The following is a 15,998-nucleotide window of genomic DNA, read 5'->3' as shown; positions in this document are numbered from 1 at the left end:
GATAAAAATGCCAGCCGCAAAGGCTGGCATTTTGACTGCAGGATGTACACAATGAGACAGAAGAGCTATGCGACAGCTTCTGCTTCAATGACAGGCACGATGACACTGGCATGATTGCCTTTTGGCCCCTGGTGGACATCAAACTGGACAGACTGTCCGGCTTTTAGCGTTCTGTAACCATCCATCTGAATGGTGGAATAATGGGCGAAAATATCTTCGCCGCCGCCTTCGGGGCAAATGAAACCAAACCCTTTGGCGTTGTTGAACCACTTAACAGTACCCGTTTCCATACTTCGACATCCTTCGTAAATCTTATATAAGTAAGATGGAATGAACCGGTGGCGGAGTGGGGGCTGTTCAAAACCTCGCCAACTCTCGAAACTACAATTTAGAGAAATCAGGCGGGGCGTCAAGCGCCAGGCAGACAGAATAGGGTAAAAATGCATCAAAATTTGAAGCAGTTAACGCTATTGTCGGTTATGTGACAGATGTCGCGGATGGCACTAATAGATGATAGTTATCTAATACTTGAGGTAGATTGATTGTGCGCATAGGCTGCTTGTCAGCGGCAAGATTTTCTGCCGGAAACCGTAACTGAAGATGACGACTGACAATGGGTAAGACGAACGACTGGCTGGATTTCGATCTGCTGGCGGAAGACAAATTGCGCGACGCGCTAAAACCGCCATCTATGTATAAAGTGATATTAGTCAATGATGATTACACTCCGATGGAGTTTGTTATTGACGTGTTACAAAAATTCTTTTCTTATGATGTAGAACGTGCAACGCAATTGATGCTTGCAGTTCACTATCAAGGCAAAGCGATTTGCGGCGTGTTTACTGCCGAAGTGGCTGAAACCAAAGTAGCGATGGTGAACAAATATGCGAGGGAGAACGAGCATCCGTTGCTGTGTACGCTGGAAAAAGCCTGAATGCAGGCATAAACATTGGGGGAGGTGCCTATGCTCAATCAAGAACTGGAACTCAGTTTAAACATGGCTTTCGCCAGAGCGCGCGAGCACCGACATGAGTTTATGACCGTCGAGCACTTGTTACTGGCGTTGCTCAGTAACCCGTCGGCCCGCGAAGCGCTGGAAGCGTGTTCTGTGGATCTGGTGGCGCTCCGTCAGGAACTCGAAGCCTTCATTGAACAGACCACACCTGTATTGCCTGCCAGTGAGGAAGAGCGCGACACGCAGCCGACGTTGAGTTTTCAGCGTGTACTGCAACGTGCGGTCTTTCATGTTCAGTCCTCCGGACGTAATGAAGTTACCGGCGCAAATGTGCTGGTTGCTATCTTCAGCGAGCAGGAATCTCAGGCGGCTTATCTGCTGCGTAAGCATGAAGTAAGTCGTCTTGATGTGGTGAATTTTATCTCTCATGGCACGCGTAAAGATGAACCCAGCCAGTCTTCTGACTCTGGGAATCAGCCAAATAACGAAGAGCAAGCTGGCGGGGAGGACCGTATGGAGAACTTCACGACTAACCTTAACCAGCTTGCCCGAGTGGGCGGAATTGATCCGCTCATTGGCCGGGACAAAGAGCTGGAGCGCGCCATTCAGGTACTGTGCCGTCGCAGAAAAAACAACCCGCTGCTGGTGGGAGAGTCTGGTGTCGGTAAAACCGCCATTGCCGAAGGCCTCGCCTGGCGTATCGTCCAGGGTGATGTGCCTGAAATCATGGCTGATTGTACCCTTTACTCCCTGGATATCGGCTCGCTGCTGGCAGGCACTAAATATCGCGGTGATTTTGAGAAACGCTTTAAGGCGCTGCTGAAACAGCTGGAACAGGATACTAACAGCATTCTGTTTATCGATGAGATCCACACCATTATCGGTGCGGGTGCGGCATCGGGCGGCCAGGTGGATGCGGCTAACCTGATCAAGCCGTTGCTCTCCAGCGGTAAGATCCGTGTTATAGGCTCCACAACCTATCAGGAATTCAGCAATATCTTTGAAAAGGACCGCGCGTTAGCGCGCCGTTTCCAGAAAATCGATGTCACTGAGCCATCGGTAGAAGAGACCGTGCAGATAATCAATGGTCTGAAGCCGAAATACGAAGCGCACCATGACGTCCGCTATACCGCCAAAGCGGTGCGTGCAGCGGTCGAACTGGCGGTGAAATACATTAACGATCGTCATCTGCCGGATAAAGCGATTGACGTGATTGATGAGGCGGGCGCACGTGCGCGTCTGATGCCGGTCAGCAAGCGCAAGAAAACCGTCAACGTGGCGGATATTGAGTCCGTAGTCGCCCGCATTGCGCGGATCCCGGAGAAGAGCGTATCGCAGAGCGATCGCGACACGCTGAAAAACTTGGGCAACCGTTTGAAAATGCTGGTATTCGGACAGGATAAAGCCATTGAGGCGCTGACTGAAGCGATCAAAATGAGCCGTGCCGGTCTGGGACACGAGCATAAGCCTGTCGGTTCGTTCCTTTTTGCCGGACCAACTGGCGTCGGTAAGACCGAAGTCACGGTGCAGCTCTCCAAAGCCCTCGGCATTGAACTGCTGCGTTTTGATATGTCCGAGTACATGGAACGCCACACGGTCAGCCGTCTGATTGGTGCGCCTCCAGGATATGTCGGTTTTGACCAGGGCGGTTTGCTGACTGATGCTGTTATTAAGCATCCGCATGCGGTACTGCTGCTGGATGAAATCGAAAAAGCGCACCCGGATGTCTTTAACCTGTTGCTGCAGGTGATGGATAACGGCACGCTGACCGACAATAACGGGCGTAAAGCGGATTTCCGCAACGTGGTGCTGGTCATGACCACCAACGCTGGTGTACGTGAAACTGAGCGTAAATCGATTGGGTTGATTCATCAGGACAACAGTACTGATGCGATGGGCGAAATCAAAAAAGTGTTTACGCCGGAATTCCGTAACCGTCTCGACAACATTATCTGGTTCGATCATCTCTCTACCGAGGTGATTCATCAGGTTGTTGATAAGTTTATCGTCGAGCTTCAGGTTCAGCTGGATCAGAAAGGTGTCTCTCTTGAAGTGAGTCAGGAAGCACGTGACTGGCTGGCAGAGAAAGGCTATGACCGCGCAATGGGCGCACGTCCAATGACGCGTGTTGTCCAGGATAACCTGAAAAAACCATTGGCTAACGAACTGCTGTTCGGTTCGCTTGTGGATGGCGGTCAGGTGACCGTTGCGCTGGATAAAGAGAAAAATGAGCTGACCTATGGTTTCCAGAGTGCACAAAAGCACAAGCCAGAAGCAGCACATTAATCTTTAATCACCTAATGAGCCGGGCGTAATGCCCGGTTTTTTTTCGCCTGAAAGTAAAGATTTGAATTGGGGAGATTCGGAGAGTTTAAATGGCAGGCAAAAAATAAGCCTGCGTAAGGGCGTTTTTCAGGGTAGGTAACATGGGCTTTCAGCGGTGCAATGCGGGTTTGCGCGGCACGCAAGACCACTGAAAGCCATAATAAACTACCCTACTGTGGACACAGTGTGGACACTCTGGGAGTCAACACCACCACGTAGCGGATTGAGTGAAACAGCATCCTGAAGATACTCCGGGGCAAAGTGCGCATAGACCATTGTCTGCTCTATCCGTGAATGTCCCAGTATTCTCTGCAAGGTGATGATACTCCCGCCGTTAATCATAAAGTGGGTAGCAAAACTGTGACGCAATGCGTGAGTTGCTTGCCCGTCCGGTAGATCCGGTTTTACATCTTTCATTGTTCGCCTGAATTTCGGATATGAGGCATCAGGGAACAGATACCCCTTACCCGCAATCATTACAGCTACTTCCTCAGAGATAGGGACAGTACGTGGTTTGTTCGTCTTTGTTTTAACGAACGTCACCCGATTCTGTATTACGTTCTCAGCTTTCAGTTTCGCGGCCTCACCCCATCGAGCGCCGGTACTTAAACAGAGAATCGCGATTTTCTTGTTGTCCCCGTCAAGATTGGCAAGCAACAATGTTATTTCTTCCTGCGTCAGATAGCCTGTTTCTGGTTTCTGTTCCTTGAGCTTTTTCATCCCTCTGAAAGGGTGTTCGCCAAAAAACAACTCCGCATCAATTAGCGCAGTAAACATACCACTCAAGCAGGTAAGGTCGCGGTTAATACTGGCCGGTTTTATGCCTTGCCCTCTGCGAGTCATACTGTACTGGCTAATAAGCGCTTTGGTTATCTGGAACGCGCAAGGGTCATCAGTGATCCGAGTAAAGATTTCAATCTTACCCAAATTGGATTTTCCGTGTTCTTCATGCTTGCCTTTCAGATCCCACCAGACTTTTGTTAATTCAGACAGATGCCGCTTATCTGTCGGTTTAGCCAGCCATTCTTTATCGTGATGGTTGTATTGAGTGTGTTTCTCAAAAGCTACAGCCTCACTTTTCTTGTCAAATTTCCTGCGGATGCGCTTTCCGTTGCGCCCTGCAGGTCTGATGTCCACTTCGTATCGACCATCATCGAGCTTTTTAATAGACATAAAGCCTCCCGATGATGTTACTGCTTACTTCAATTTCCTGATTTAAATAACAAAAACTCTTCGTGCATTTACTACACAAATAAGCGCCGTAAATGGTTAGCCAGTTTTCTGGTCGGAGTGGGGAGATGTTGTTGTCTGCTGCCCAAAGTGCGCGAGAGCCGGTGCAATCTGCCCAGCTTCTGGTGATATTTGTTCAGTCATAAACCAAAGGGTGTATTTGCTGAAACGAGGATGTTGAAGAATTTTCATGGCGACGTCCGTCGGGGGGATCGTTCTGCCGCTTTCATAATAGGTTAATGAGCTATAAGGAACTCCAGTAATTTCAGAGAATTGCTTCCTGTTTAGCCTCTCTGACTCACGTATGAGAGCCAGCTTTACACTAATTGCTGTTGACATGTTATCGAGATCCTCTAATAATCACGACATCTTCTACTATGTTTCAAGTTTTTCTAAGTTTCATTAAGGCACATTAGAGAACATTGAAACCCATTGGTTAGATCTAGATGAAAGGTTAACAGATGAGTAAACAAATTGTCAGTAGTAGTGATGCCGTCCCCTATCAAGAGTTTGCCAAACTTATTGGTAAGACCCCTGCAGCAGTAAGAGGAATGATTGAAAAAGGGAAATTACCGGTAGTTGAAATGACAGATCCGCAATCGACATCAGGTCGGGCAGGAGAATACTGGGTTTACCTACCAGCCTGGAATAATGGAATGAGACTTGCCTATGAAAGTCGCCCGAAAGAAATTCGTGAAGGTTGGCTGATGTGGCTTGGTTTGGGTGGACGGGCATAAGGAGGGAAGCTTAATGAAAGAACCTCGCTGTATAGCTCAATTACTGCGTAATGAAAGCCCGCGCCCTATGACGTTCAAGATTACTCATGGTAAGGGACGTAAAGGCATCATCATCCGCACTCGTAAGCCTGCCATTATTGAGACGCTTTTCCGTTTGGTCAGAAAAAGAGGGATATGGTTATGACCGTTATGACTCTTGATGTGATCCAGAAACAGCCAGCGGCACTTCGAGAGCTGGTTGGTAAGTACCTGGCTCAGCCACGCTGGCAAGACACCTGTGATTTTTACAATCAAATGATGGAACGCGAACGACTGACAGTTTGTTTTCATGCTCAATTAAAACAGCGTCACTCTGTCATGCGCTTAGAAGAAATGGACGAAGCAGATCGCGAGCGCCTTGTCTGTGCGCTGGATGAACTGAGATTCGCATTTTGTCGGTTTCGTCAGCATGGCTCTACTAGGGCGACTTTCATTAGCCGTCTTACTGTTAGCCAAAGGCGTTCTCTTTTTCGTCATGCCGGGCTCACAGATCAAGAATTCAGTATGTCGCATTGGCGATTGAACGAGGACGACTGCTATTGGCGGGACAAACTTTTCCGTGCCTTGCGAGAGCTGTTTAGCCTTTTTGAGTACGCGCCGACTATTTTAACCTCGGTAAAACCTGAGCAGTATTTACATTAATTAATCTGGATTCGATTTATTACACGCCTTACAGCGTGGGGACCCCTTTTGTCTGGAGATAGGCAAATGCAAAAACAAAAAACAGCTCAGCGGGATGTGTTTTCGGCACTTCTGGAGCAGGCAGTAAGTGAAGCACAGCGCGACACGGCGACCCGTTTCTCTTCTCAATTTGATGGGCTTATCGCGCACATCAGTAAGTCAGAACTTAACCGCACAGAGATTATCGAGTTGTTAGGTCAAGAATCAGAAAAATTGCACAACTCAATTTTCGGTTGAACGGATTATCCACTTTAGAAGGAAGTAAGAATGAGTATCCGTATCGATATAAATAACCAGTACGTTATTACCAGCGACCGCTATCAATTTATTTTGCAGGAAAAGAAAATCGCTACCTCCGGGAAAAACGAAGGTAAGGAATGGCTGGATGTTGTGGGTTACTACCCAACGATCCCTAAGCTCGTTTCAGGCCTTGCTTTGCATGACCTTTTAACGGGAGATGCTATCTCTTTCTCGGCGCTTGAAACTCAGATTGAGCGCGTAGCGAAGCAATGTCTGGACGCCTTCAATTAGAATGGCCGCTGCACCTCGGGGACGTACTGCCCCTTCGCCACCACCTCCTTTCTCGAAGCACACCGATGATACATTCGTCGGTGCTTATCCCTGGAATGCTCCACGTTCTGCAATTGGCCGTGACAGACCCCTTACACGTGGCGAATTCCGTCAGGTGCAAGGTGTTTTAGGTAAAGTTAATCGCCTGCCATATGTCTTAAAAACGCTGTTTAACTCGCGTTATGATTTCATCCGTCGTAATAAAAGCCCCCTTCATGGTTTCTATTTCCTTAAGAATACTGTCGAGAAAAGGGTGGGGCCGCGTCTTGAGCGGGTCAATCAGCTAAACGGAATGAACGAGACGGCATCTCTACTCTTCCTGAGTGAGCGCGAAAGCTATTCGCGTTTAGCAGGTATGAGTGACAAGGCTCTCAAAAAATTTGCTGCCCGTATCGCTTCGCAGCTCTATGTTGCTTATGAGGAACTTAGCGACGCTTGGGCTGATACTCACGGCGGTAAAGAGACTCTTTTTACTGATGAGGCTCAGGCGCATTTGTATGGTCACGTTGCTGGTGCAGCTCGCGCATTCAACATTACACCGATGTTCTGGAAAAAATACTGCAAAGGGCAAATCACGATCCGCCAGGCATTTTCCGCTATATCTCGTTTGATTAATGATGAGTGGTGGATTAACCAGTTTAAGGCACAGCGTATGCGCTGGCACGAGGCATTGCTGATTGCTGCCGGTGAGGTGAATAAAGACCGTTCCCCATACGCCAGCAGAACGGCGATCCGCGACGTGCATTCTCGCCGCTTGGCTAATCTCGAATACCTCAAATCGTGCGAGCTGGAAAACAAAGTTACCGGTGAGCGTATCGATCTCATCAGCAAAGTCATGGGAAGTATTTCAAACCCTGAAATCCGTCGTATGGAGCTGATGAACACTATTGCAGGCATTGAACGCTATGCGGCTGGGCAGGGTGACGTCGGTATGTTTATCACTATCACCACGCCATCGAAGTATCACCCTACACGTCAGGTCGGAAAGGGCGATAAAAAGACGGTGCAACTTAATCACGGATGGAATGACACCGCTTTTACGCCGAAGGATGGTCAGCGGTATTTATGCCGTATCTGGAGCCTGATGCGTACAGCCTTTAAAGATAATGATTTGCAGGTCTATGGTATGCGCGTTGTAGAGCCGCATCATGACGGAACGCCGCACTGGCACATGATGCTTTTTTGCAAACCAGAGCAACGTAAACATATTACTGAAATCATGCGACGCTATGCCTTAAAGGAAGATGGCGACGAAAAGGGTGCAGCAGCACAGCGTTTTGAAGCGAAGCACCTCAATCAAGGTGGTGCAGCCGGTTACATCGCAAAATACATTGCGAAGAACATCGACGGGTATGCACTTGATGGGCAAGTCGATCACGATACCGGTAAACCTCTCACTGATACTGCAGCAGCAGTAACCGCATGGGCGTCAACGTGGCGTATCCCGCAATTTAAATCTATTGGACTGCCGACGATGGGTGCATATCGTGAGCTGCGCAAATTACCTCGTGGCGTAAGCATTGCTGATGAATTTGATGAGCGAGTCGAGGCTACAAGAGCCGCAGCTGATGAGGGTGAGTTTGACCTTTATATCGCTGCGCAGGGCGGGGCGAACGTACCACGTGATAGTCAGACAGTCCGTGTGGCTCGTAACGTGACTGACGAGGTCAACGCCTACGAAGAGGATATAGAGAGAGTCGTGGGCATCTACGCTCCGCACTTGGGCTCTGGGCTGATACATGTTACCCGTACAGCCGAATGGCGCATCGTTCCAAAGCTGTTGGCCGTTGAGCCTTTGACTTTAAAAAGCGGCATTGCCGCGCCTCGGAGTCCTGTCAATAACTGTGGGGGAGATAGATTCAGTTATGAAACTGATTTGCACTTAATATCGTTAGAACGACGTGAAATCATGTTAGGCATGCTTAAAAAAAGATATGAATGCCATGCAAATTAGACTGGAGCGTAGAACTGGAATGTTAATTTTTTCTTGACGAGATTGTATTTTATCGTATCTATCTTTTCCCATGTAATTGTGACACAAAAAGCAACTACCTTTTATGGTTGTTTTTGTGCGGAGATTCTATAGATTGAAATATGTTACTATCTGATAGTTAATAGATTTTTCTATGGCTTTTTTAAAAACCTTAAGGCCTTTCAAGGCTATATATTCAAATAAATCTTTCAAGTTATCCATAACTAATTTCAGATCTAAGGATATAGTATGAAGTTTAATGATTTAAAAAAATGGACGTTATCAGACGAGACTATAGGGTTATTACTTTTTGTCGAGCGATCCCTTGAGCTATCTTATGATGGAACACCAGTGCCTGAGAAAAGAATTGAGCCGACTGTATGGGAGATTTTAGATGATTGTTATAAATTAGTTTCTCTCGTGGAGTCAGGGGTGAGGAAGAACGCTCGTGATGAACTAGATTATTTCTTAGAGAAGTTAGTGCAATGCATTAAAGGTGATCCAATTGCAAAAGATATGGTCTATGGTGTCGATAATTATACTTTAAATAGATTAAATACCCAATCGATTGAGGAATTGCGCACTTTACTTAATTTGCTAAAAGGAACTTTTTCAGCGAAAAAATATTGGGCGAAACTCCAGTTAAAAACATTGAATCTTGTGATGGATAAAAAAAATAAAAGAGAGATACTAGAGTGCGCAGATAAATGTTTTTATTTTTTGATTCGAGTTGGATATGTTAAGTCTAGTATATATTATCTTCTTCAAAAAATTTTCTTCTATGATTTAAATGACGGTGTAGTAAAAGACTCTTCTTATCTCAATAATTACTTTGATTTATTTGATTTGCAAGCTAAAGTGTTTGATGTTTACTTCAAGTGTTCAAATGCAACTGGTGATTTAGAAGGTGGTTTTGATATATTTTCGATCTCATATGTAACTGATCCTCAACCGAAATATGGACTTAAAATTGAACGTAAGTTTTTTAAAAAGGAAGGTGTGAATTATATTTTATGTAGCAAAATACGAGCTTTGGATTACATGCATGCGGTTTATCTTGCAAGGGATAAACTAAGTAAAATATCAAATATTTTCTCCTTCATGCATCATAAGTCTAAATTTTGGTACTCGAATGATTGTTTAATATATAACAATAATAAAGAGCATGTTAAGCTGCTTAACTTGCCTTCAAACATTATGTCCAAAACAGCTGATGTCGGTATTGATTATGCTAAAGAGAATCTTGGTATATTTTTAAGAGGTTTCAGAATGAGTAAACACTCTTTTGAACGTTTTAATCAAAGTATTGAGCTACATGCTTTAGCACTTAAAACAGAAAGTTTAAGTGCTCAGTTGCTCAATCTATGGATATGTATTGAATCTCTATTGGTTACTGGTAAAGGAAGCCATGTTGGAGAAGTGGAAAATTATCTTACACATATAATATGCAATGATTATTTAGCAGCGAAGCTTGAAGACCTTGATTTATATCTGCTCAACTGGAAAAAGGATTTTTATGAATCATTGTTGGAGAGAGTAGACTCACTTGATAATGAACGCAATATTAAATTAGCAAAGTTGTTATGTTTTAAAGAACATGAACCCATCTTGAAGGAAATTGGAGCGGAGCTCTCTTCGGGCACACCTTCACCACTTTTGTTGAATAAACTTTGGGAAGCTAGTCAATTATTAAGAAGTGTTAGTCATATTACGGAGGCTAGAAAAAAAATAAAAGAGAAAATTAAATTCGACATTAAGAGGATATATTTGATGCGTAATGAAATTGTGCATCAGGGAGAGGTCAAAGCACGCGATAATTTAGTTGAGGTTGCACATTATTATCTCGATATTATATTAAATGCAATAGTTATCAAATCATATGAAAGAAGACGAGAGATTAGGGATTTTTTGTATGAACAAAAAATGATTGGTGAAGAATATGAACGTGTTTTAACCAATGTGAAAAATGATGTGGTTGATGAAAGTAATTTTAAAAGGATTATCTTTAGTCCGGATTATAACTTGTATTTAGATTGATTTTTAGAGTGTCGAGTGGTGGTGATTTTGAGGCTTAAAGGTGTTTGAAGGATTTTTTACAAAACACCTTTAAGTTTTTTGATGTTTTGTAAGTCACTGGGTGTTGCTTTAATAATTGTTGGCGCACTTTGACGCTGTAAAATTAGACATTCATGCTTCTAAGTCATGTATTTGTTTAGATAGGTTAAAACATTCTTAAACTAACTGAGTTTAATGGTGCATTTTTTTGCATGAGTTAACGGTCCTCCTTTTTACAACCTGTATGCAGGCAGGAAGCTGGTCTTAATAACTAATGCACCTGCATTAAAAGCGACACGTTAAGCGCGCAGGCGAGGCGGGGATAGCACTGCGCGCCAGAGGCGGTGACAGCATTTAATTTAATGCGCCTGTGGGCGTCGTGACGGCGCTGATGCTTTGCCGGTCTGCGATGATGTGTTCGTGGGATTGTGCGGCGTGTGGTGTATCTGAGGCTGTCAGGGATGAGGCCGCCCTGAGGCGGCAATTTTTGCGCGGTTACTCTGATTCGAGGCTGTAATCTTTAAAGCGGATCACCTCCATTCCGAGCCAGTCGTTAATCTCTTTAAAACGCTCCTGCAACGGGGTCAGTTCGTTACGCACAAATACCCGCGCCACCTTCTCAACATCCCCCATTGAGCCAATATTTTCCGGCTTGCCGCCCATGAGCTGGAACGGTACGCGGTGCGCATCGAGCAGGTCAGCAGCGCTCACCTTTTTGATATTGAAAAAGTCATCTTTCGTGGCGACCTCACTCAGCGGCACTATCTTGATGCCATCCGGTTTCCCGTTGGGCGCGTAGAAAAACAGGTTTTTAAAATTCCCGAGTCCCTTTGAATCACGCATTGCAAAACGCAGCGATTCGACGTCAGTGCTGCTTTGCGCTGCGTCGGTGACGTACATGATGTAACCCGCGTGCGCGCCATTCTGGTAATACTTGCGACGAAACAGGGTGGCGGATTCATTCAGCCAGGCGGAATTGAGTGCGCTCAGGTATTCCGGCATGCCGTAAAGCTCCTGATTGATATCAGGCTCCAGCAGGTGAAACACCGAGCCGGGTGCGAACTGGTGCGGATTGTTAAAGCTCGATATGTACCAGTAAACGCCATCCTCAACGCCACGACGGGTATATTTAGCCGGTGATGTTTCCAGTTTCAAAAGCTGGCCGGTAACGCTCATGCGCTTCTCAAGATAGCCGTTGGCAAAGACCAGATAATCCAGCACGAGGCGGCTGAAATCCTGACGCGACAGGAGCGGGTGCGGGATGTAGGTGCTCGTCAGGATATTTCGTTTCACGTAAATCGGCGAGCTGTGATGCACGGCGGCGCGCAGGCTTTTTGCCAGACCTGAGAAGTTGACCGGCGGCTCGTACCACTTACCGTTATTGATGCACTCGACATAATCGAGGATATCGCGGCGATCCAGAACGGCTGAAGGCTCGCCAAAGGTGAACGCCTCCATTTTCTGCGGTGCGCTGGCAGTCGTTGTGGCGGGTTTCTTCTGTTGTTTTTTCATGTCAGTTAATATCCAGAATTGACGTTGAATGCATACCACTACCGGCGGAAAGCGGCTCGTTTAACAGGGCGTGCATAGTTGCCCATGCGATGTCTGCGTGGCTGGCCTCTTCGCTGCGGCTGGCCTCATAGGTGGAGCTGCGCCCGCTGCTGGTCATGGTTTTACGGATAGCCATAAATGATTGTGTGATATCGGTTGCCCCGGCGTCGTATTCCAGACATCCGCGTCTGATGGTGTCTTTCGCTTTCAGCACCATCGCGGTTTTCATTTCCGGTGTGTAGCGAATGGCGCGTGCCGCCGGGAAGAACGAGCGCACGAGCTGGTAAACACCCTGGCCGATGCCGGTCGCATCGATGCCGATATACTCGACGCAGTATTTTTCGGTCAGCTCGCGTATGGCCCCGGCCTGCGTCGCAAAATCCATGCCTTTCCACTGGTGACGCTCAAGGATGCGGAACTTGCCACCGGCAACCAGCGGCGGAGCCAGTACAGCGCAACCTGCGCTGTCGCCGGTGTGTGACGGGTCATAGCCAATCCACACCGGACGCCAGTTAAACGGACGGTCGGAAAACGGCTCGAAGTCCTCCCATTCTTCCATCGCATCAACCATGCAGCGCTGCAGCTCCTCGAACGGGAATACCGACGCTTTGTCGTCGACAAACTCACACATGAAGAGGTTGCGGAAATCATCGGCGCTGTTTTCCTGTTTCAGCTGATCCAGATTAAACAGCGTGCATCCCCCGGCGAGCGCGTCCTCGATGGTGACAATCTGCCGCCACTGACCGTCCGGGCACAGCACGCCCCCGGCCAGCGCTTTATGACTGATATCGATGTCGACACGCTCGGCAGCGCTGCTGCGTCCCCGGTTAAACAGCTCACCTGACCAGAACGGATAAGCGCCATGTGCCAGCGTCGAGGGGGTTGAAAAATAGGTGGTGCGCAGGTGGGACTGTGACGCCATCCCCGAGGCGACTTTGCGCAGTTTCTGAAAGTTGGGGATCCAGAAGATTTCATCGACATACAGGTCGCCGTTATGGCTCTGCGCCGTGTTGGAGTTGGTCCCGAGAAAAATCAGCTCTGCGCCATTGTTACCGATGACAATCGGGTCGCCTGACAGGTCGACGTCGACCATGCGGGCAAAGGCGATGATGTACTTTCGGAACACGTAAGCCTGCGTCTTACTGGCTGACAAAAATATCTGGTTTTGCCCGGTTTTCAGGGCGCGCAACAATGACTCGCGGGCAAAGTAAAATGTGGCGCCAATCTGGCGCGATTTGAGGATGTGGCGAATACGGTGCGCGATACCGGCCTTGTGCCAGTTGAGCTGATACTCAAAGGACTGATCGAAGAAAATCTCTTCGAGCTTTTCGATGGCCTCATCGCTGAAAAAATTACGTTTTGGCTTGCGGCGATCGCCTTTGTTGCGGCTGGCAATGTTGGGGTTTAAATCTGCCTCGTTTCCGGTCTGGCCGTAGCGGCTGACGCGTGCGAGCCGTTCCATCTGGCGTGACAGAAAATCAGCGACTTTGAAGTCATGCGGCGTGAGGTCAGGCTTTGCATAAAGCTGAATCAGGCGCGCTTCAAGCGTGGATTCCACGCGGTTAAGCGGGGCGGTTTCCTCCCACCCGTCACGCTGTTTCCAGCTCTGCACGGTCGGGCGCTTGACCTGCAGCGTGTCGGCGATTTGTGGCACGGAAAACCCCTGCCAGAACAGCAGGCGCGCCTGTCGTCGTGGGTCGTGCAAAAGGGAGAGGTCAGTCGAAATGGTCATGGTTGCCTCGTGTCAGTGAATACGGGGCAAGGCTAAGGAAATAGCGGGGCATTATCGCTAACCCCCTGTTGTATCAGGGATCGCACGTCTGCAAGCGGTGGCTGATGCGGGGCGGAGTCGGGAAACTACACCCGAACCGAAAACCCAACATCAGGACACCTGAACAATGGCAAAGAAAGTTTCTAAATGGTTTCGCATCGGCGTCGAGGGTGACACCTGCGATGGCCGTGTCATTAACGGCGATGACATTCAGGACATGGCGGATACCTTTGACCCGCGTGTCTACGGTTGCCGTATTAACCTCGAACACATCAAAAGCCTCTGGCCTGACAGTCCGTTTAAACGCTATGGCGACGTGACCGAAGTGAAAGCGGAAATCATCAGTGATGACTCTGCGCTGAACGGCAAAAAAGCGCTGTTTGGCAAGATTGCACCGCTTGATGAACTGATGAGCATGGTGCGTGCCGGTCAGAAGGTTTACACCTCGATGGAAATTCGCCCGAATTTCTCCAACACCGGTAAATGTTATCTCGTTGGCCTTGCTGTAACCGATGACCCGGCAAGCCTCGGTACGGAATATCTCGAATTCTGCAGCCGTGCTGCGCAGAACCCGCTCGCCGGTAAAAAAGACCAGCCGGGCGACCTCTTCTCGGTGGCCTCCCTTGCTGAGCTGGAATTCGAGGATGTTCCCGACTCCATGCTCAACAGCCTGACCGATAAGGTCAAATCGATTTTTAGCCGCAAACAGGTCAGCGATGACGCCCGTCTTGCTGATGTGCATGAAGCGGTGACCGCCGTCTCTGAGCAGGTACAGACCAACCTGACCGCCACCGAAACGCGCGTCAGTGAGCTGGAAACCGCCTTTGCACAGCTAAAGCAGGACGTGACCAGCCAGACCACGCAAAGCGCGCAGGCGCTTAACGCCCTGAAAAGCTCCCTCGATAACACCGAAAGCTATCGCCAGCCGCGCCGCGAGAAATCGAAAGGTGGGGCGGGTGACGAGCTGCTGACCAACTGCTGACAGACCTGCCGGGTGCGTGTCGCCCGGCCTGATGCCCCTTTTTAGAAAAACAGGAATAACAATGCGTAAAGATACCCGCTTTAAATTCAATGCTTACCTGTCCCGCGTGGCGGAGCTGAACGGCGTCGACACCGACGACGTGGCAAAAAAATTCACCGTTGAGCCGTCCGTGACGCAGACCCTGATGACCACCCTGCAGGCGTCATCCGCGTTTCTGACCAAAATTAATATCGTGCCGGTCGACGAGCTGAAAGGCGAAAAGGTAGGGGTTGGCGTCAACGGCACGATTGCGAGCACCACGGACACCGCCGCCGATGACGAGCGTAAGACTGCTGATTTCACTGCGCTCGAATCCAACAAATACGAATGCGCGCAAATCAACTTTGATTTCCATATTCGTTACAAACAGCTCGACCTGTGGGCGCGTTTTCAGGACTTTCAGACTCGTATCCGTGACGCGATTATCAAGCGTCAGTCGCTCGATTTCATCATGGCCGGTTTCAACGGTATCACCCGCGCGGAGACCTCCAACCGCAAAACGAACCCGATGCTGCAGGATGTCGCGGTGGGCTGGCTGCAGAAATACCGCAATGAAGCTGCCACGCGCGTGATGTCCAACGTCACCGATGATGACGGCAAGGTCATTTACGATGTGATCCGCGTGGGTAAAAACGGTGACTATGAAAACCTCGATGCGCTGGTGATGGATGCGACCACCAACCTGATTGATGAGATTTATCAGGATGACCCGGAGCTCGTCGTTATTACTGGCCGTAAGCTGATGGCGGATAAATATTTCCCGCTGGTTAACAAGGTGCAGGAAAACAGCGAAACGCTGGCCGCTGACATCATCATCAGCCAGAAGCGTATCGGCAACCTGCCTGCTGTGCGCGTGCCGTATTTCCCGGCGAATGCCCTGATGGTGACTCGCCTCGATAACCTGTCGATTTACTTCATGGATGATGCACACCGCCGCGCCATCATCGAGGAGCCGAAAAAGGACCGTGTCGAAAACTACGAGTCGATGAATATTGACTATGTGGTCGAGGCTTACGCCGCCGGTTGTCTGATTGAAAACATCAATCTCGGTGACTTCACCGCACCTGCCGCACCGGAAAGCGGGGAATAAG

At 48.4% G+C, this 15,998-nt stretch carries 16 protein-coding genes; 11 read left to right on the top strand and 5 right to left on the bottom strand.

Translation table 11 applies throughout. From position 1 onward, the window contains the following. Positions 1-65 precede the first annotated feature (65 nt). Positions 66-290 carry a cold shock-like protein CspD gene (cspD, locus tag WN16_RS18755; RefSeq protein WP_003036813.1) on the bottom strand — a complete coding sequence of 75 codons (225 nt, stop codon included), beginning with the start codon at positions 288-290 and terminating at the stop codon, positions 66-68. 323 nt (positions 291-613) lie between these two features. Here cspD and clpS point away from each other — a divergent pair, with 323 nt between their 5' ends. Then, positions 614-934 carry an ATP-dependent Clp protease adapter ClpS gene (gene clpS / locus WN16_RS18750; protein WP_003036810.1) on the top strand — a complete coding sequence of 107 codons (321 nt, stop codon included), beginning with the start codon at positions 614-616 and terminating at the stop codon, positions 932-934. A gap of 30 nt (positions 935-964) precedes the next feature. Further along, on the top strand, positions 965-3,241 hold the full coding sequence (gene clpA, locus WN16_RS18745; protein WP_003036804.1) for an ATP-dependent Clp protease ATP-binding subunit ClpA: 2,277 nt from the start codon (positions 965-967) through the stop codon (positions 3,239-3,241). A 204-nt stretch (positions 3,242-3,445) separates the two neighbouring features. On the opposite strand, the gene WN16_RS18740 is transcribed toward clpA, so the two are convergent. Together WN16_RS18740 and WN16_RS18735 are read right to left on the bottom strand one after the other, a co-directional pair. Then, the gene (locus WN16_RS18740) at positions 3,446-4,453 is read right to left on the bottom strand and encodes a tyrosine-type recombinase/integrase (RefSeq protein ID WP_049002085.1); all 1,008 of its coding nucleotides are present in this window, start codon (positions 4,451-4,453) and stop codon (positions 3,446-3,448) included. A 96-nt stretch (positions 4,454-4,549) separates the two neighbouring features. Continuing rightward, on the bottom strand, positions 4,550-4,849 hold the full coding sequence (locus WN16_RS18735) for a helix-turn-helix transcriptional regulator (RefSeq protein ID WP_048234962.1): 300 nt from the start codon (positions 4,847-4,849) through the stop codon (positions 4,550-4,552). Between the two features lie 122 nt (positions 4,850-4,971). On the opposite strand from WN16_RS18735, the gene WN16_RS18730 reads away from it, so the two are divergent. From WN16_RS18730 to WN16_RS18705, 7 genes are all read left to right on the top strand, one after another. Continuing rightward, the gene (locus tag WN16_RS18730; protein ID WP_071684349.1) at positions 4,972-5,247 is read left to right on the top strand and encodes a regulatory phage cox family protein; all 276 of its coding nucleotides are present in this window, start codon (positions 4,972-4,974) and stop codon (positions 5,245-5,247) included. A 13-nt stretch (positions 5,248-5,260) separates the two neighbouring features. Beyond that, complete coding sequence (locus WN16_RS24390; protein ID WP_165488875.1) at positions 5,261-5,431, top strand: hypothetical protein; 171 nt, start codon at positions 5,261-5,263, stop codon at positions 5,429-5,431. Continuing rightward, the gene (locus WN16_RS18725) at positions 5,428-5,928 is read left to right on the top strand and encodes a replication protein B (protein WP_088168984.1); all 501 of its coding nucleotides are present in this window, start codon (positions 5,428-5,430) and stop codon (positions 5,926-5,928) included. The genes WN16_RS24390 and WN16_RS18725 overlap by 4 nt, the downstream gene beginning before the upstream one ends. 66 nt (positions 5,929-5,994) lie before the next feature. Next, a complete protein-coding gene (locus WN16_RS18720) occupies positions 5,995-6,204 on the top strand; it encodes a DUF2732 family protein (protein ID WP_049002088.1) in 210 nt (69 codons plus the stop codon). 30 nt (positions 6,205-6,234) lie between these two features. Then, a complete protein-coding gene (locus WN16_RS18715) occupies positions 6,235-6,498 on the top strand; it encodes a DUF5405 family protein (protein ID WP_088168985.1) in 264 nt (87 codons plus the stop codon). Between the two features lies 1 nt (position 6,499). Then, positions 6,500-8,491 carry a replication endonuclease gene (locus tag WN16_RS18710; protein ID WP_224776453.1) on the top strand — a complete coding sequence of 664 codons (1,992 nt, stop codon included), beginning with the start codon at positions 6,500-6,502 and terminating at the stop codon, positions 8,489-8,491. Between the two features lie 267 nt (positions 8,492-8,758). Then, positions 8,759-10,546 (top strand): HEPN domain-containing protein, encoded by a 1,788-nt coding sequence (locus WN16_RS18705; protein ID WP_088168986.1) that lies wholly within the window; start codon positions 8,759-8,761, stop codon positions 10,544-10,546. Positions 10,547-11,059: 513 nt separating this feature from the next. Here WN16_RS18705 and WN16_RS18700 read toward each other — a convergent pair. Together WN16_RS18700 and WN16_RS18695 are read right to left on the bottom strand one after the other, a co-directional pair. Continuing rightward, entirely contained in the window at positions 11,060-12,076 is a 1,017-nt protein-coding gene (locus WN16_RS18700; RefSeq protein WP_088168987.1) for a phage portal protein, read from the bottom strand. 1 nt (position 12,077) lies between these two features. After that, a complete protein-coding gene (locus tag WN16_RS18695) occupies positions 12,078-13,847 on the bottom strand; it encodes a terminase ATPase subunit family protein (RefSeq protein ID WP_088168988.1) in 1,770 nt (589 codons plus the stop codon). Positions 13,848-14,013: 166 nt separating this feature from the next. Here WN16_RS18695 and WN16_RS18690 point away from each other — a divergent pair, with 166 nt between their 5' ends. Continuing rightward, on the top strand, positions 14,014-14,868 hold the full coding sequence (locus WN16_RS18690) for a GPO family capsid scaffolding protein (RefSeq protein ID WP_088168989.1): 855 nt from the start codon (positions 14,014-14,016) through the stop codon (positions 14,866-14,868). A 61-nt stretch (positions 14,869-14,929) separates the two neighbouring features. Further along, positions 14,930-15,997 carry a phage major capsid protein, P2 family gene (locus tag WN16_RS18685; RefSeq protein ID WP_088168990.1) on the top strand — a complete coding sequence of 356 codons (1,068 nt, stop codon included), beginning with the start codon at positions 14,930-14,932 and terminating at the stop codon, positions 15,995-15,997. Position 15,998: the final 1 nt, after the last annotated feature.

It is taken from the genome of Citrobacter sp. ABFQG (genome assembly GCF_004322975.1).
GTDB lineage: Bacteria > Pseudomonadota > Gammaproteobacteria > Enterobacterales > Enterobacteriaceae > Citrobacter > Citrobacter freundii.
The sequence above is the reverse complement of the archived record's forward strand: the minus strand, read 5'-3'. Positions and strand labels throughout refer to the sequence as shown.